Source organism: Modicisalibacter sp. (genome assembly GCF_055145905.1).
In genome coordinates, this window is sequence record NZ_JBSREH010000026.1 from 42,998 (window position 1) to 59,018 (window position 16,021).

Annotated in this window: 24 protein-coding genes and 1 tRNA gene; 22 read left to right on the plus strand and 3 right to left on the minus strand. The window is 65.0% G+C overall.

Translation table 11 applies throughout. From position 1 onward, the window contains the following. Positions 1-4: 4 nt before the first annotated feature. The 3 genes from ACTCB7_RS09235 to ACTCB7_RS09245 all read right to left on the minus strand — a co-directional run bounded on the left by ACTCB7_RS09235 (position 5) and on the right by ACTCB7_RS09245 (position 2,368). Positions 5-295, minus strand: coding sequence for a hypothetical protein (locus ACTCB7_RS09235; RefSeq protein ID WP_463006430.1), 291 nt, complete (start codon positions 293-295; stop codon positions 5-7). Between the two features lie 350 nt (positions 296-645). Beyond that, on the minus strand, positions 646-1,629 hold the full coding sequence (locus ACTCB7_RS09240; protein ID WP_463006431.1) for a serine/threonine protein kinase: 984 nt from the start codon (positions 1,627-1,629) through the stop codon (positions 646-648). Between the two features lie 55 nt (positions 1,630-1,684). Further along, complete coding sequence (locus ACTCB7_RS09245) at positions 1,685-2,368, minus strand: ComF family protein (protein ID WP_463006432.1); 684 nt, start codon at positions 2,366-2,368, stop codon at positions 1,685-1,687. Positions 2,369-2,478: 110 nt separating this feature from the next. Here ACTCB7_RS09245 and bioB point away from each other — a divergent pair, with 110 nt between their 5' ends. From bioB to ACTCB7_RS09355, 22 genes are all read left to right on the plus strand, one after another. Then, positions 2,479-3,534, plus strand: a complete 1,056-nt coding sequence (gene bioB, locus ACTCB7_RS09250; RefSeq protein ID WP_463006433.1) for a biotin synthase BioB — start codon at positions 2,479-2,481, stop codon at positions 3,532-3,534. A gap of 1 nt (position 3,535) precedes the next feature. Beyond that, positions 3,536-4,705 carry an 8-amino-7-oxononanoate synthase gene (gene bioF, locus ACTCB7_RS09255; protein WP_463006434.1) on the plus strand — a complete coding sequence of 390 codons (1,170 nt, stop codon included), beginning with the start codon at positions 3,536-3,538 and terminating at the stop codon, positions 4,703-4,705. After that, positions 4,702-5,424 (plus strand): alpha/beta fold hydrolase, encoded by a 723-nt coding sequence (locus ACTCB7_RS09260; RefSeq protein ID WP_224414545.1) that lies wholly within the window; start codon positions 4,702-4,704, stop codon positions 5,422-5,424. Before bioF ends, ACTCB7_RS09260 begins: the two co-directional genes overlap by 4 nt. Next, positions 5,421-6,233, plus strand: coding sequence for a methyltransferase domain-containing protein (locus ACTCB7_RS09265; protein ID WP_224414544.1), 813 nt, complete (start codon positions 5,421-5,423; stop codon positions 6,231-6,233). The genes ACTCB7_RS09260 and ACTCB7_RS09265 overlap by 4 nt, the downstream gene beginning before the upstream one ends. After that, positions 6,230-6,919, plus strand: a complete 690-nt coding sequence (gene bioD / locus ACTCB7_RS09270) for a dethiobiotin synthase (RefSeq protein WP_463006435.1) — start codon at positions 6,230-6,232, stop codon at positions 6,917-6,919. Before ACTCB7_RS09265 ends, bioD begins: the two co-directional genes overlap by 4 nt. Positions 6,920-6,961: 42 nt before the next feature. After that, positions 6,962-7,046: transfer RNA gene (locus tag ACTCB7_RS09275), tRNA-Leu, on the plus strand. 188 nt (positions 7,047-7,234) lie between these two features. After that, entirely contained in the window at positions 7,235-8,527 is a 1,293-nt protein-coding gene (locus tag ACTCB7_RS09280; RefSeq protein WP_463006436.1) for a tyrosine-type recombinase/integrase, read from the plus strand. After that, positions 8,527-9,093, plus strand: coding sequence for a hypothetical protein (locus ACTCB7_RS09285; RefSeq protein WP_463006437.1), 567 nt, complete (start codon positions 8,527-8,529; stop codon positions 9,091-9,093). The genes ACTCB7_RS09280 and ACTCB7_RS09285 overlap by 1 nt, the downstream gene beginning before the upstream one ends. A gap of 63 nt (positions 9,094-9,156) precedes the next feature. Continuing rightward, positions 9,157-9,381, plus strand: coding sequence for a helix-turn-helix transcriptional regulator (locus ACTCB7_RS09290; RefSeq protein WP_463006438.1), 225 nt, complete (start codon positions 9,157-9,159; stop codon positions 9,379-9,381). Continuing rightward, the gene (locus tag ACTCB7_RS09295) at positions 9,378-9,629 is read left to right on the plus strand and encodes a helix-turn-helix domain-containing protein (protein ID WP_463006439.1); all 252 of its coding nucleotides are present in this window, start codon (positions 9,378-9,380) and stop codon (positions 9,627-9,629) included. Before ACTCB7_RS09290 ends, ACTCB7_RS09295 begins: the two co-directional genes overlap by 4 nt. Positions 9,630-10,071: 442 nt before the next feature. Continuing rightward, positions 10,072-10,281, plus strand: coding sequence for a hypothetical protein (locus tag ACTCB7_RS09300; protein ID WP_463006440.1), 210 nt, complete (start codon positions 10,072-10,074; stop codon positions 10,279-10,281). After that, entirely contained in the window at positions 10,278-10,535 is a 258-nt protein-coding gene (locus tag ACTCB7_RS09305) for a hypothetical protein (protein ID WP_463006441.1), read from the plus strand. The genes ACTCB7_RS09300 and ACTCB7_RS09305 overlap by 4 nt, the downstream gene beginning before the upstream one ends. After that, a complete protein-coding gene (locus tag ACTCB7_RS09310; protein WP_463006442.1) occupies positions 10,532-11,428 on the plus strand; it encodes a toprim domain-containing protein in 897 nt (298 codons plus the stop codon). The genes ACTCB7_RS09305 and ACTCB7_RS09310 overlap by 4 nt, the downstream gene beginning before the upstream one ends. Beyond that, a complete protein-coding gene (locus tag ACTCB7_RS09315) occupies positions 11,425-12,420 on the plus strand; it encodes an AAA family ATPase (protein ID WP_463006443.1) in 996 nt (331 codons plus the stop codon). Before ACTCB7_RS09310 ends, ACTCB7_RS09315 begins: the two co-directional genes overlap by 4 nt. After that, entirely contained in the window at positions 12,417-12,938 is a 522-nt protein-coding gene (locus tag ACTCB7_RS09320; RefSeq protein WP_463006444.1) for a hypothetical protein, read from the plus strand. Before ACTCB7_RS09315 ends, ACTCB7_RS09320 begins: the two co-directional genes overlap by 4 nt. A gap of 182 nt (positions 12,939-13,120) precedes the next feature. Next, complete coding sequence (locus ACTCB7_RS09325) at positions 13,121-13,297, plus strand: hypothetical protein (protein ID WP_463006445.1); 177 nt, start codon at positions 13,121-13,123, stop codon at positions 13,295-13,297. Continuing rightward, complete coding sequence (locus ACTCB7_RS09330; protein ID WP_463006446.1) at positions 13,287-13,691, plus strand: DUF5681 domain-containing protein; 405 nt, start codon at positions 13,287-13,289, stop codon at positions 13,689-13,691. Before ACTCB7_RS09325 ends, ACTCB7_RS09330 begins: the two co-directional genes overlap by 11 nt. Next, positions 13,681-13,893 (plus strand): hypothetical protein, encoded by a 213-nt coding sequence (locus tag ACTCB7_RS09335; RefSeq protein ID WP_463006447.1) that lies wholly within the window; start codon positions 13,681-13,683, stop codon positions 13,891-13,893. Before ACTCB7_RS09330 ends, ACTCB7_RS09335 begins: the two co-directional genes overlap by 11 nt. Beyond that, positions 13,883-14,095, plus strand: a complete 213-nt coding sequence (locus ACTCB7_RS09340; protein WP_463006448.1) for a hypothetical protein — start codon at positions 13,883-13,885, stop codon at positions 14,093-14,095. The genes ACTCB7_RS09335 and ACTCB7_RS09340 overlap by 11 nt, the downstream gene beginning before the upstream one ends. Continuing rightward, entirely contained in the window at positions 14,088-14,345 is a 258-nt protein-coding gene (locus ACTCB7_RS09345; protein WP_463006449.1) for a hypothetical protein, read from the plus strand. The genes ACTCB7_RS09340 and ACTCB7_RS09345 overlap by 8 nt, the downstream gene beginning before the upstream one ends. Before the next feature lie 62 nt (positions 14,346-14,407). Beyond that, a complete protein-coding gene (locus ACTCB7_RS09350; protein ID WP_463006450.1) occupies positions 14,408-14,599 on the plus strand; it encodes a hypothetical protein in 192 nt (63 codons plus the stop codon). After that, on the plus strand, positions 14,599-15,165 hold the full coding sequence (locus ACTCB7_RS09355) for a hypothetical protein (protein ID WP_463006451.1): 567 nt from the start codon (positions 14,599-14,601) through the stop codon (positions 15,163-15,165). Before ACTCB7_RS09350 ends, ACTCB7_RS09355 begins: the two co-directional genes overlap by 1 nt. The last annotated feature ends 856 nt before the right edge of the window (positions 15,166-16,021 follow it).

Genomic DNA, 16,021 nt, shown 5'->3' on the forward strand with positions numbered 1-16,021 from the left:
CTCCTTATCCTTGCGACGACCGATGAGCGATCGCCGATGACTGCCTCCCGGCCCTCTCGCCGGGCATGACGTTGACATGTGCGCTGGCGGAGGAGACCGGCGGCGCGGTCACGAGCAGCCCCGAAAGCAGCGTCACCATCGCCGCCAGGGCGATGGCCGCCCAGCAGAAGAGCCGCCCCTTGTAGCGTTGGGGCGAGCGGCGAATCTGATACAGACCGAACAGGGCGAAAAGGACCGCGACACCGCCGAACAGCGGCGCCAGCACATCGAAAAACAGGCCCAGCAGCGCCACCACCACGGCGGCGATGGCGGCATTGGCATGACGGGGGGACGTGGCGCCGGGCGTCGCCGACGGGGGCGCGGCCTGGCTCGACGCTGGGGCTCGGGGCGGTTGAGGACCTGGCGCGCGCGCTGGCCACGAGGATCGAAGCGCACGGCGGTGCCCGGGCCGGGAAGCCCGCGCCCACGCCAGTCCGCCAGGCCGAAGGCATAACGCTGGCCGTCCGGCGTTTCGATGGTCCCTTCCTGTGCTGCATCGTCGAACGCGATGATCTCGCCGTCCAAGGCCGTCTCCCTTACGCTGGGCAACCTTCATGCTAAGCGCTTTACCGGCCGGACACCAATAGCCAAAGGTCGCCGCTCGGCTCAGGCCAGCCAGCGCGCGCCCTCCAGCGCCAGGCGCTGCTGCTCCAGCGTGCGAATGTGCTGATCCCAGTAGTCCTCGCTGGTCACCCAGGGGAAGGCACGGGGGAAGGCCGGGTCCGCCCAGCGTGCCACCAGCCAGGCACTGTGGCGCATCAGCCGCAGGGTGCGCAGCGTTTCGATCCACTCCAGCTCGCGCCGATCGAAGTCATGATGCTGCTCGTAGCCCTCGAGCAGCTCCGATAGCTGGGCCCGCCATTCCGGCTCGCTCTGGGCGGTCAGCATCATCCACAGATCCTGCACCGCCGGTGCCATACCGCAGTCGTCGAAGTCGACCAGGGTGAACTTGGCGTCGCGGCCCAGGATATTGCCCAGATGGCAGTCACCATGCACGCGGATGAGCGCCCGCTCCGGCCAGGCATGCGCGACGAGCAGCGGCTCCAGCGCCTCGCTGATGCGCAGGTAGGCCTGACGCTGACGCCGGTTCAGCCAGGCTCCGGCCAGCACCTGCTCGCGACTGTATGCCACGCGCTCGGCCGGGTTCAGCGTCGGCCGCTCGACGAAGGGCCGACGGCTCGACACCGCATGCAGCCGACCAATCAGCTCGCCCAGCGCGAACAAATGCTCGGGATTCTCGAGTTCCGGCGCCTGCCCGACCACCTGCGGAAACAACGCAAACCGGAAGCCGGCATGGGTGTGCAAAGTCTCGCCGGCATCATCCCGCCACGGTGCCGCCACGGGCACCGCCGCATCCGCCAGTTCCTGAAGGAAGGCGTGCTCCTCGCGAATCTGGGCATCACTCCAGCGCTGCGGGCGATAGAACTTGGCCACCCAGCCCCGCCCTTCGTCATCCCGGAACTGGAACACGCGATTCTCGTAGCTGTTCAGCGCGAACGGCTCGCCGGGCAGCATCAGGCCCAGCGACTCCACGGCCGCGACGATGCGCTGGGGAGACAGGGTGTCGAAGGGGTGCAGATTGGCAGTCATGTGCGCATCCTTGGCCGTTGATGAGGGGCATGCTAGCAGACCGCACGCCGGCTCGTTAGCGCCCGGCCGCCAGCGGGGTGCGCGCCGCCGCCCAGGCCTCCACGTGCTGCGCCCCCGCCGCCCGGCAGGCCGCGGCCAGGGCACCGAGCGAGGCCCCGGTGGTCATCACGTCGTCGACCAGCGCCACCCGGGCCGGCAGCTCGTGCCCGACGACGAAGGCATCGCGCAGGTTGCGCCGGCGCGCGCGACGGTCGAGCCCGCGCTGGGTCGGCGTGTCGCGCCGCCGCTGCGGGACGGTCCACGGCAGGTCCAGCGACCGGGCCAGGCGCGCGGTCAGCCACGGCCCGGTATCCAGCCCCGCCTCGCGGGCACGCCGCCGGTGCCGCGGCAGGGCGATCAGCAACTCGGGGCGCTCGGCCGCGTCAAGGGCGGCCAGCTCCCGGGCCATCAGCGCCACCAGCAGGGTGCCGGCACGCGGGTCAGCACCAAACTTGAAGCGCTGCAACAAGGTGATGACCTCTGCCTCGTAGCGCAGCCCCACCCGCGCCCCATCGAAGGCCGGCGGCGAGGTCAGGCAGCGCCCGCACCAGTCCGGCGCACCGGGCGGCAGGGGCTCGGCACAGCGCCGACAGGCGGGTCGATTCCACGGCAGCGCCGCCAGGCAGGCCTCGCACCAAGGTGCCTGCGGCGGGCAGGGCCCCAGGCAGAAGGCGCAGCCACCGGGCAGGGTTATCCGCAACCCATGGTCAACTCTGTTAGAAACCAAGGTTGACAGCCGGCGCACTCGCCCTATCATCACAGTCAACTTGTTAAAAGACACCATGTTAACCACAGGAAGCCGAACCTGACATGAGCGTACCGTCCTCTCCGACTCCGCGTCACGACTGGCGGCTCGACGAGATCGAGGCCCTGTTCGCCCTGCCCTTCAACGACCTGCTGTTCCATGCCCAGCAGGTGCATCGGGCCCATTTCGATGCCAATGCCGTGCAGGTCTCGACACTGCTGTCGATCAAGACCGGCGCCTGCCCCGAGGACTGCAAGTACTGCCCGCAGTCCGGCCACTACAACACCGGGCTCGGCAAGGAAAAACTGCTCGAGATCGAGAAGGTGGTGGAACAGGCCCGGGCCGCCCGTGACGCCGGGGCCAGCCGCTTCTGCATGGGCGCGGCCTGGCGCAGCCCCCGGGAGCGCGACCTGGACGTGGTGCTGGAAATGGTCCGTCAGGTCAAGGCGCTGGGGCTCGAGACCTGCATGACGCTGGGCATGCTCGACGACGCCCAGGCCGCGCGGCTGGCCGAGGCGGGGCTCGACTACTACAACCACAACCTTGATACCTCGCCGGACTACTACGGCGAGATCATCACCACCCGCACCTACGCCGACCGCCTCGATACCCTGGCCCATGTGCGCGACGCCGGCATGAAGATCTGCAGCGGCGGCATCCTCGGCATGGGGGAAGCCCCCCGCGATCGCGCCGGCCTGCTCCAGCAACTCGCCAACCTCGACCCGCACCCCGAGTCGGTGCCCATCAACCAGCTGGTCAAGGTGCCCGGCACGCCGCTGGAGAACGCCGACGACCTGGACCCGCTCGACTTCGTGCGCGCCATCGCGGTGGCGCGCATCCTGATGCCGCAGAGCCACGTGCGCTTGTCCGCGGGCCGCGAACAGATGGACGACGCCACCCAGGCGCTGGCCTTCCTGGCGGGTGCCAACTCGATCTTCTACGGCGACCGGCTGCTGACCACCGAGAACCCCGAGGCCGACCGCGACCACCGGCTGTTCGAGCGCCTGGGCCTGCATCCGGAAACCCGTGACATCACCGACGATGTCGAACCCAATGCCGTGGCCGCCACGCGTCCGGCGCCGTCCGCCCTCTATTACGATGCGACGGCCCGGAGCGCCTGAGATGTGGCGTGACACCCTCGCCCGCCGACTCGAGACGCGGCGCGCCGAGTCGCTGTGGCGCAATCGGGCGATGTACCGGCCCGCGGGTGACGCCGGCCTGGTCGGGAACAGCCGCCGCCTGCACGACTTCGCCGGCAACGACTACCTCGGCCTGGCCCGCGACTCGCGCCTCGCCGAGGCCCAGGCCGAAGGTGCACGCCGTCACGGCACCGGCGCCCGCGCCTCGCATCTGGTGTGCGGCCACCTGCTGCCCCATCATGCCCTCGAGGAACGCCTCGCCGCGCTGACCGGGCGCCCGCGGGCCCTGCTGTTCTCGACCGGCTACATGGCCAACCTGGCCGTGCTGCAGGTGCTCGGCAGTGACGGCACGCAGGTCTTCCAGGACCGCCTCAACCACGCCTCGCTGCTGGACGGCGCAGCCCTCGCCGGCGCCCGCTCGCGACGCTTCCATCACGCGGATCTCGCCGACCTGGAGCGCCTGCTGGCGCGCGCGCGGGCCGATGTTCCCCGCCTCGTCGTCAGCGACGGGGTCTTCAGCATGGACGGCGACGTGGCCGATGTCGCTGCCCTCGCCACCCTGGCTCAGCGCCACGCTGCCGCGCTGGTGATCGATGACGCCCACGGCATCGGTGTGCTCGGCGACCATGGCGACGGCAGCGTGGGCTGGCGCCATGACACCCGCCAGGTACCGGTGCTGGTCGGCACCCTGGGCAAGGCCCTGGGCAGCGCCGGCGCCTTCGTGGCCGGCGACGATCTGCTGATCGACGCCCTGACCCAGCTTGCCCGCCCCTACATCTATACCACCGCTCAGCCGCCAGGCGTGGCCTGCGCCACCCTGCGGGCCCTCGACATCCTCGCGGCGGAACCCGAGCGACGCCGCCACCTGCAGGCCCTGATCGACCACTGGCGATCCCGGGGCGCCGCACTCGGCCTGCCTTTGCTGCCCTCGCCGACACCCATCCAGCCGGTGCGGCTCGGCGACAGCGCGCGGACCCTGCACTGGGCCCGGCGACTGCATGAGCAGGGCTTTCTGGTCGGCGCGATCCGCCCGCCCACCGTGCCCCGCGGCCAGGCCCGTCTGCGCATCACCCTGAGCGCCGCCCATGACCGCGACACGCTGGACGACCTGCTCGACCGCCTGGCCGCGCTCGCCGCCGAGGAGGCGTCATGAAGCTGGTGCTGCTTTCCGGCTGGGGCATCGATGCACGCATCTGGCGGCCGCTGGGCCCGCACTGGCCGGACGCGGTCGAGGTGAGCACACCGGACTGGCCCGGCTATCGTGCCAGTCCCGGGCTCGAGCAGCCGGATGATCTCGAGGCGCTGGCCGAGGCGATGCGCGATGCCCTGCCGGCGGACGCCGTCTGGGTCGGCTGGTCGCTCGGCGCACTTCTCGCCGCCGCCCTGCTCGACCACCTGCCGCCCCCGCGCGGACTGATTCGGCTGGGCATGGCCGGGCGCTTCACCGGTGCGCCCGGCTGCCGGGTGTCCGCCGCCGAGCTGCGCGCCTTTCGGCGTGCCTTCCTGCGTGATCCCGACGTCGTCTGGCAGCGCTTTCTCGCGCGCCAGCTGGGTGGCGAAGCGCATCCCGACAGCGCCCACCAGGCCCTGGCCCGGCTGATCGGCACCCGCCCGCCGGCGGACACCGCCGCCCTCGATGCCGGCCTTGCCCAGCTGGCCACCCTGGCGACAGACGGCCCGCTTGCGCGCAGCGGCTGCCCGAGCATCACGCTGATCGGCGAGCACGACCCGCTGTTCGACATCGCGGCCCTGAGCGAGGCCGATGTACTGCCCGGCACCGGCCACTGCCCGCAACTCGCCACGCCTGAGCATTTAGCTCACACGCTCGTCGCCACCGCCCGCGTCCTGCCTTCCATGGAGGACTCCGCATGACTGCCTCGCTCGTCGAGACCACGGACACCGCGCAGGATCGTGACTGGCGCCGACGCGTCGCCCATGCCTTCGGCCGCGCCGCCCCGCATTATGCCCGCCGGGCCCATGCCCAGGCACAACTCGGCGAGCAGCTCTGGCAATGCCTGCCGGCCACGGCCTCGCACATCGTCGATCTCGGCTGCGGCCCCGGCGACTGGACGCAGCGCCTGACGGCCCGTTACGGCCGTCCGGCACTGGGCATCGACCTGGCTTTCGGCATGCTCGCCGAGGCTCGCCGCCGCCATGCCCGCGACGCGCACTGGCTGTGCGCCGACGCCACCCGGCTGCCGCTGGCCGATGGCGCGCTGGACCTGGTGTTTTCCAACCTGGCCATCCAGTGGTGCCGGGACCTGCCGGCTCTGTTCGCCGAGCTGCATCGCGTGCTGGCGCCGGGTGGCGTGGCCTTGGTCAACACCCTGGGCCCGGGCACCCTGGCGGAAGTCGCCGATGCCTGGTCGCGCCCCGGTCATACCGCCGCCGTGGAGCCCTTCATTCCAGCCGCGCAATACCGGGCGATGATCCGCCGGGCCGGCCTGCACGGCCGCCTCACTTCGCGCGTGGCGCGCTTTCACTACCCCGACCTGGACGCCGTCATGGCCTCGATCAAGGGCGTCGGCGCCCAGGTCGCCCGCCCCGGCGCCCGCCTCGGCCGTGCCGATCTGGCCCGCGCCCGGGCACGCTTCGAGCGCCACCGCGAGGCCGCCGGACTGCCGGTGACCTACCACTGCTTCACCCTCGAACTGCACAAGCCGCAACGGAACACGCCATGAGCCTGTATTTCGTCACCGGAACCGACACCGACGCCGGCAAGACCCTGATCAGCGCCGGTCTGCTGGCCCGTGCCCGTACGCAAGGGCTGACCACTCGTGGTATCAAGCCCGTGGCCTCGGGCAGCACGCGCACGGCTCGGGGGTTGCGCAATCGCGATGCCCTGCTGCTGCAACGCTATAGCGCCCCCGCCGTCGACTATACCGAAGTCAACCCGGTCACCCTGGAACCGGCCGTGGCCCCGCACCTGGCCGCCCGCGAAGCGGGCATGACACTGGAAGCATCAAGCCTGATCGCCCACATCCGCCGCTTGCAGGCGTCACCGCGCCAGTTCGGCCTGGTCGAGGGCGCCGGCGGCTGGCGAGTGCCACTGAATCGGCAGGAAGACCTCAGCGCGATCGCCCGGGCACTCGAGTTGCCGGTGATTCTGGTCATCGGCCTGCGCCTGGGCTGCATCAACCATGCTCGCCTCAGCGCCGAGGCGATTCGCGCCGACGGCCTGCGCCTGGCCGGTTGGGTGGGCAACCACATCGACCCCGACTACGCGGAAATCGAGGATACCCAGACGATGCTCGCCCACCATCTGGACGCCCCCTGCCTGGGCCAGGTCCCCTGGATCGACGCCGCCGAGACACACGGGCCGGAGGTTGCCGCCCGCCATCTGCGCCTGCCCGGCGAGGCGCATTGACTCAACGCCGGACATCCGTACAATACGGGCGTCCTCTCCCCTGCGGATGTGGTGGAATTGGTAGACACGCTAGATTTAGGTTCTAGTGCCGAGAGGCGTGGGAGTTCGAGTCTCCCCATCCGCACCAACAAGCATTTCCCCATATCCTTCCAAACGCTCTCATATCAGCCACAAAGCCCATAACTACGCGGTTTTCAGCCTGATTTAGCGCTTCCACATGCTCTCACACGGGGACATATACCCGTTGCCACCGTGTATGCCTCCTTGTATGCTCACCTGAAAAGCGAACTTTGGCATACACCGGGCATACAAGACATGAAGCGAAGCCAGATCAAGCGCCGCCCCCTGGCGGATACCGTACTGGCCACCCTTGAGCCAGAGGACAAGGCATACCGTGTAGCCGATGGCGGCGGGCTGTACTTCCGCGTGAAGCCCAACGGCTCCAAGTCCTGGGAACTGCGGTACAAGGCACCAGATACCAGCAAGTGGACGTGGTACGGCTTGGGCAGCTACACGGAACTGTCCGGCTCCAAGGCCCGTAAGAAGGCGCTGGAGGCTCAAGACCTACTCCGTGAAGGCATCGACCCAGCCAAGCAACGTCGCGCTCAGAAGGCCGCAGAGGACGCTGCAAGGGCTAACACCTTCCGCCGTGCCGCTGAATACTGGTACGAACACAAGGAGAAGAACGGTCGCCGTGCCGCCACGCTCAAGGGAATGCGCCTGGCTCTCGATAGGGACATTCTCCCCGCCATCGGGGATCGCCCCATCGGTACGCTTGAGCATCCCGACTGTGTAGCCATTCAGGAAGCCATCGAGGCCCGCGGTGCCCACAACACCGCCGAGAAAGTGCGCGGCTGGCTGCGTGAAATCTTCGGCATGGCCGTGGCCAAAGGCTGGTGTTTCAGCAACCCCGCCTCAGAAATGCACCGTGTGGCCGCACAAGCGCCGAAAGAGAAGCAGCTCCCCCACCTATACGAGTCAGAGCTACCAGCCTTCCTGCGGGCTCTCAGGCAGACGCCCAGCCGTACCCTGGTCGCTACCGCCGCATGGATGACGGTCCTAACCGCTTCCCGCCCTGGCATGGTCAGGCAAGCCGAGTGGTCAGAGATCGACCTGGACAACGCCCTGTGGTCGATTCCCGGTGAGAAGATGAAGATGCATCTTCCCCACCTGGCTCCCCTGCCGACTCAGGTTGTCGAACTACTGCGTGAACTCAAACGCACTACGGGGCGGAGCAAGTGGGTATTCCCCAGCAACGGGCCTAAGAACCCTGTCCTGTCCGATAACAGCATCAACAAGTGCTTTGCGCTGATCGGCTACAAGGGAAAGATGACCGGCCACGGATCGCGCCACACCTTCAAGACGCTGGTGAGCGAACACGGCTGGAAAACCGAATGGTCGGAACGCCACCTAGCGCACGTCAAGAAAGGCGAGGAAGCCACATACGACAAGGCGCAATACTTGGCCCCGCGACGCATCATGATTCAGTGGTATGCCGACTATCTGGAAGCGCTGGAAGCGGGCATGACACCGGAGATACAAGCCGAGTTTGATAGCCGCGTGAATGTGCTGGGCGAGAACATCGTGGAATTGGTGAGGCGGGCGTAATGGTGCTTACATTAGACATCCGTGCAAAGCAGGCGCTAGAAGCTATTGAGCGAGGAGACACGAGTAAGCTAGCGGATTTATTTGAAAATGGAAATCTAAAGAACCTTCCAGCACTCCTATCAGACCGCCCCGATCTTCGCAAAAAAATTGCAAAAGCCCTTAGGAGCGGCACTTCCAAAGGCAGGGGGCCACGACCTAAAGACAACAGAACAAGAGATGAGCACATTTATTCAGCCGTCGCTTATTGGATGGGGTATGGCCTTCCCGGCTGGCAAGAGGAGTTTGAGCCCAACAGCTATTTCCATGCAGCGAAAGAAGATTTAGCACGAAGCGGGTACTATCTTGAGGCTGGCACAATACGCAATGTATTCGGAAAAGGGGAAAACAAGCCTTTTGCCCTGCTGGGAATGACCATCGCATTTTTGGACGGAGCTGAGCATGGCATCCAGCACGCGGGAGACAAAAACCTTTTTATCAGAGAGGCATTTTCAAGACTAGAAAAGCTAGAACTTATGCCTTTCTCGTATTATGAATTGCTCAAGCTGCACGCTAATTCTACGAAATAGGATTCACGACCCCAGAGAGCAAGTTTACGAGCATGGAAACGTCATCAACACGAAGGCGTTCACATGCAATTAGATACCCTCCCCGCTGACATGCGGATCATCTCCAAGCCCAGCCTTTGCCGCTCATGGGATATGACCCGGAGCGGCTTGGACAAACTGAGCAAGAATGACCCCACCTTCCCCCGGCCCATCAAGTTTGGCCAGACGCGCCAAGCTGGCTGTTACTTCGTCGTGGCTGAGGTCGAAGCATGGCTTGAAGCCAAGATGGCTGAGCGAGGTGCCGCATGAAGATTACAGACAATAGCGCCGCCTCTCAGTGCGCACGCATCCTGGTACGCCTTCACGAAGGCCCAGCCACCACCATCGAACTGATGCAGGAAATGAACATCATGCGCCCTGGGGCTCGCGTTAATGAGCTGCGTAAGCAAGGGCACAAGATCAACACGCACCTTCAAGATGTTTTCGATCCGTGGGGACGAAAGCACTCTCGCGTGGCCCTGTATTATCTACCGACCCAGACTGACGAGGTGGCCTGATGCTTGCGCATATCATCCCGTCTCACTACCATGTCCGGGTTGCCGCAAATTCGGCAACCGACCTTGGCCGGTCGAATCCCGAATGGCGCACAAGCGCCCATATCGACGGCGCTATTTTTGTGCCCGTCAGTTATGGCGGCTGTGCGTGGGACGCTTTCGAGCGTGCCGGTTTCCATTCGGGCCGGTCGGCCAACCCGCGTACAGTCGCCCCCATCCGTTGCTTGGCCGCAACCGGGGACGACTCCACACCGAATGGAGTCTCACCAATGGCAATCCGCCTTCCCGCCCTTAGTGCGTCCGCACGCGCCGCTGCCCACCGGGCAATGGCGAAATCCGCCCTTTTCTCCAACTCAAGCACTGCCGTTCGTCTGCGTCGCTACAACGCGCACATGGACAAGGCCCGCGCCCTCGAAGCCGCTGCACGCGGTCAGGAGGAGGCGCAATGACTCCCCAAGATCGTCTCAACCGCGCCACCATCTATGGCGACACTCGCATCATGAGCCGCGCATCCGTGGTGATTAACGGCATTGCTGACCTGCTGGATAGTGAAGAAATCACGGACTTCCATCGTGCCGCACTGCACGAAGCCCTGCGCCTGGCGGCTGAAAGCCTCGATGATCGCGTGGCATACCTAGAAGGGGGTGAGGCATGACACACCACCTGATTCACACCCTGTATGGCTCGCTGTCCATCGAGGCTGAGCATAACTTCGAGGCGCTGCGCATCCTTGGCCGCCCGGATGCCGTGGTAGTCGAGCAATTCCCCGATGGCCGGTACGAGGCCACCCGCTATTTGCCTGACGTGGATGCGTTCTCAAGTTATCGCGCGGCATCGCCAACCCTGGCGCTGAACCGGGCGTTTAAGCATATCCGCGAGTGCGAGGAGGTGCTATGCAAGGAGCAATGAAAACGCCCACGGCTGGGGACCAGTGGGCGGAGAAGCAGGGCATTGTCGTGAAGCTTGCGGCTGAAATTCTAGCACATACCGGCCTGAATGTTTCCATCGCCACCGATGGAGCCATTCACCGGCTGGACCACCCCGACAGCCGCAAGGGCAACAAGCGCGTCTGGTACGTGGCTCACCACGACTTCGCCTGCTTTGGCGTGTGGGGGCTGGTCGATACCCAGTACGTCTTTCCCGATGGCGAGCATGACCCCGAGGCCGCCGAGAAAGCCCGCCTGGAAGCCGAACGCGCCCGACAGGAACGGCAAGCCGAGCGTGAGCGTCAACACGCCCTGGTGGCCCGCCTGTGCCGCCGTGAGAAACCGGGACTATCCCCGGCTGCCCCTGGCCATGCCTACCTGATCGCCAAGCGCTGCAAGCCGTTCGGGCTGCTGCAAGACGGTGACCGGCTGGTGGTGCCCATGTACTGCGAGGCGGGTCTGGTCAATTTCCAGTATATCGACGGTGACGGCATCAAGCGCTTTCGCCCTGGTGGTCGCAAGAAGGGCGCTTACTTCCCAGTAGGCGCACCCAAGCCGGGCGAGCCGCTGCTGGTCTGTGAAGGCGTGGCGACCGGGCTGACGCTGCACGAAGCGACCGGGTATGCCGTCGCCTGTGCGATGGACTGCGGCAACCTGCTGCCGGTCTGCCAGAGCTTGCGAGCGCGTCATCCTGCCGTGGCGATCATCGTCTGTGCCGACAACGACCACCGCACCCGTGGCAACCCTGGCGTCACCAAGGGCAAGGAGGCGGCGACCGCCGTGGGTGGCCGCTGTATCTGGCCCGAGTTTCCCGAGGGATTTGTGGGAACGGACTTCAACGACCTGGCTGCCGCTGGTGAGGAGGTGACGGTATGACAGCACCCCAACTGAAAAGCGTGGCTGAGGCCGTCCAGGAAACCGCCGATGAAATGCGCCTGCGGTCAGTCAGCGTTGCCGACCTTATCAGCATGGAGTTGCCCGAGAGGACCATGCTGCTATCCCCATGGCTGCCGTCCAGTGGGCTGGCGATGGTCTACGCGCCCCGAGGTATCGGCAAGACGTGGTTTGCCATGTGTACCGCCTATGCCGTGGCGGCGGGTGGCGAGTTTCTGGGCTGGGAGGCCAGCGAGGCGCACCCGGTGCTGTATATCGACGGGGAGATGCCCGCGATAGCCCTCCAGGAACGCTTTGTGAGTGTGATTCAGAGCAGCCCCTACCAAGCCAGCCCGGACGCCCTGCAAATCCTGACACCGGACTTGCAGAAGCGTGGTATGCCCGATCTGTCCACCCTCGAAGGGCAGGTGGCCATCGAGCCCTTTACCGATCCGGCCAAGCTGATCGTGGTGGACAACATCGCCACGCTATGCCGGAGCGGCAAGGAGAACGAGGGCGAGAGCTGGCTGATGGTCCAGGAATGGGCCTTGAGGATGCGTTCGCAAGGCAAGACCGTGCTATTCGTTCACCACTCCGGCAAGGGCGGCCAGCAACGCGGCACCAGTCGCCGCGAGGACGTACTGGATACGGTGATTGGCCTTAAAGCCCCACGCGGTGACGAGGACGCCCAGGGAGCTAAGTTTGAGCTGCACTTCGAGAAGAACCGGGGTTTCTATGGCGACGATGCCCGAAGCCGAGAGATCGAGCTGACCAACTCCCCGGATGGCCGCATATCGTGGGCCTACCAGTCTCTCCAGGACAGTACCTATCAGCGTGTCGTGACCCTGCTGAATGAAGGGTTGTTAGCTGCCGAAATCGCCCGCGAACTGGAGATCAACAAGTCTACCGCCCACCGGCACCAGAAGCGTGCCGAGCGCGAGGGGCTGTACTCGAAGCCCAAATCCAAGAAGAAGGAAGGGGGGCAGGCGGCATGACGCGAGAGCAAGAGTTGCAGGTTGCACCCCCTAGGGGACGCAACCTGCAACTTTCCGAGAACCGGGATGCAACTTTCAGCGCCAGTGATGCAACCGACGATGCAACTGCCGACCTGAAAGCCTTGGCTAACAGGTACTTAGAGCGCAAGAAGTGCAACCCGCCATGCAACCCGGATGCAACCGAAGGCCCGCAACCCATGCAACTTTCGGGGGGCAACGAAGCGGGAAAAGTTGCATCCGATGATGCCCCGGAGGCTTACAGCGAGGAGGTGCCAGACTGGCTTTCTTGGATCGCCGACCGCTGCCCCCTGCTGCCGGAGGACAAGACCCATATCGTCCGTGGCTTATACCGGCTGCACCCGAAGCGGCAAGCCAAGCTGGCTCAGTGGTACGTCTCCGCCTGGCGGATGGCTGCCGAGAGTGAGCCGCGCCCGGTGAAGAAAGAGAACGCCGGTCGTCGTGCTGCCAACTTGATCGTCACGCGATTGATGAAGGGCGGCGGGCAGATAGACCCGTGACCACGGACTAGTGACTGAGACCCGGCCATCGCGCCGGGTTTTTTGTGCCTGTCGCTCAGCGCACAGAACCGCACAAATTGGCATAAAAACAGGCATTCTTATTCATTTATGCTATAATTGTCTAAGCTTATTCCCGATCTGAATACGCCTTGTTTATGAGCTGACATGAGGAGGACACCGGCATGAGCAGCCGCCAAGGGAGACGCAACACGAAGCCGACCCGAAGCGAGGTCGCCTCTTACTATCGCTTGCTGAAAAGCGCCGCTGAGTCAGGCGATACCGACGCCGCCCGCCACCTGATCGACCTGCACGAACGTCATTGCTCAGAACAGCGGGAGAACAAGCGCGATGGCGTTTGAGAAGGGCCGCAGCGGCAACCCGAGGGGACGCCCACCTGGCCGCCCGGATCGTCGTGCGCAATGGCGAGAGGCGTTGGAGAAGCACGGTAACGCCCTGGTCGCCAAGGCCGTCGAGCTGGCCCTGGACGGTGATTCCCAAGCCTTGAAGCTGTGCATCGACCGCGCCATCCCCGCCTACCGCCCCACCGCTGAACCTGTCCGCTTCGAGATCGAAGGCGACACCCTGACCGCCAAAGCCGAGTCGATCCTGTCGGCTGTCTCCGAGGGCAGCATCGACCCGCAGACGGGCCGGGCCCTTATCGACGCCATCGGCTCACTGGTGAAGGTGCAGGAAATTGACGACATACAGCGCCGCCTCGATGCGCTGGAGGAGAAACGACCCGATGACCACTAAGCGGCATGAGTGGATGCGACAGCACGTAGACCGCACCAAGTGGGGCGAGACGATGCCCCGGCAATACCGCGTGCAGATCGTGACCCGGCAAGGCGACTGGCTCGCCACCCTGGTCGGCAATGACGCCGATGCCCTGCAAGCCCGCGCCAAGCGCATGTCGGCAAACATCCGTGGCTCAAGGGTGGCTGGCCATGCGGCGTGACCTGATACAGCGCCTTGAGCGACTGGAGCAGCAAGGGGCGGCCAGTGATGACAACGCCCCGTCACGTACCTATCAGGCTATGCGGAACCTTGGCATCGAAGCCCCGGAGCCGATGCTTGGTGAGCCCCGTCACGAATGGCTGAATCGCGTGCCCCTGGAAGCCCTCGAATCGCTGCTGGAGGAGCGCGACGCCCATGCCTAACCGTGACCTGCTGAAACGCCTGGAAGCCCTCGAAAGCCAGCATGGACAGGATGAGTCGGGCCCCCGTCTGGTGGTGCTGACCAGCCCCTACCCCGGCCCGGTCATTGGCTATCGCGGTGAAGGCATCGAGACACGCCGCCTGGAGGGCGAGAGCGACGACGATTGCTGGCAGCGCCACGTTGCCGCCCTGAAAGCCGCCCATCCCACCAAGGTCGTGACAATCAGCGCACAGCTTACTGAGGAGGACTGATGGCCTTCCGTACCGATGACCCAACCCTACGCATTGAGCAACCCCAACCGAAGGAAGACAGCATGACTACCGAAGCCCAGGAACGTACCCAGGCCCGCATCGACCACGACCAGTGGCTGGAATCCCAGCGCCCCAAGACTAGCCGCGACGTGCGTGCCGACAAGATCGAGCGCGATGCACGCGGTGACAACGCCGGTCAGGGTGCCAGCGATGCCCGCCAACAGATGATCGACCGCATGAAGGGAGACGCCTGATGAAGACCCCCGAGCAAATCGAGAAGCGCCTGGCTGACATTTCAGCCGAGCGTGACGAGATCGCCGCGACTGACTTCGATGCCGAGATGCGCCTGGCCACTATCGAGGGTGGCGACCTGGATGCCATTGAAGCCCGCCAGAGCGAGGCAGAACGCCGCGACAAGCGCCTGCGCATCGAAGCCGAGGCACTGGCCGACATTCTGCCCGAGGCTCGCCGTGTGGCCGCCCAGCCGCGTATCGACGCCATCCGTGAGCAGGAACGCAAGCAACAGGAACAAGCCCGCAAGGCTGCCGACAAGGCGCGTAAGGCCGTGGCCGCATTGACCCAGGCGATGACCGACTATGCCGCCGCCTGCGATGCACAAGACCTGCGGGTGCAGATGGGCCAGCTTGCCCGCGAGATCGACGCCGACCTGGAGACAGTGCGGGACATGGCTCACCACGACTTGGCCAGCGACCTGGAATCCGTGCGAACCCAGCTTGCGAACTGGATCGGCCTAGCGATGCCCCGAGGCGGCATGGCCTACGGCGACCCGAAGACCACGGACCTGGCGAGGGCGGCATGAGCCATGAACGTGAAGGCGAGCTGCAAAAGCGGTGGCTCGCCCGCTACCGGAAGCGTGACTTCCATAAGGGCAGCCCCAGGGACCGGGCCCACCGGGAGAGCCAGCGGCTCCGCGACTACCGGGAACGCCTGCAACACACCTTATAGCGTCGTCGAGCCCGCCCCGTGCGGGCTTTTTCCTGCCTGGCTTGAAAAACAATCGACGCCTTTCAAGCGGGCCGTGGTCAGCGCGACCACACCTGCAAGCCATGCCGGAGGGTTTTGCGAAAGTCTCGTAATACTCACCGCACGCGGGTAGCCCGAGCCCCGCCAGCAACGATGACTCAGGCTGAGGAACCGTAGGGGGGGGGGACGATCCGGTACACCCCCTGCGGATGAAACAGTGCAACGAATGAAACGGCTGAATCCCTATGATTGGAGGGATTTCCCGATGATTGCTTAAGGCTATTGGAAAGATGAATTTGATAGGCTTTTCGTGCGTTTCGCTCAACCCAAAAAAGAGGACTAATTGATAGCTTGCGAACATTGTTTAGAGGTCAGCAAAGCACGGCTTGTATGCCTATTTGTATGCCCACCCCAAGATTAGATCATAAGATATTGATTTACTTGAATAGTGCGTGTCGCCCCATCCCTTCAAGCAAGTCATCCGGACTACGCACTACATCGTGAGCGCCCCTTGGTTGTGACTCCGGTTACGGCCTCCCTGATCTTGCGCGGAGCCAGATGCGCGGCTCGGTCATGGCCGGCGAGCCATGACCCGACTGTCAGTCTTTCCGAGTCGGATTCATGATGGATCCGGAAGACCTAGCCTTGGTGGCTTGACCCTTGTCTACGATTGGCCATTGCATGCCTTTGCG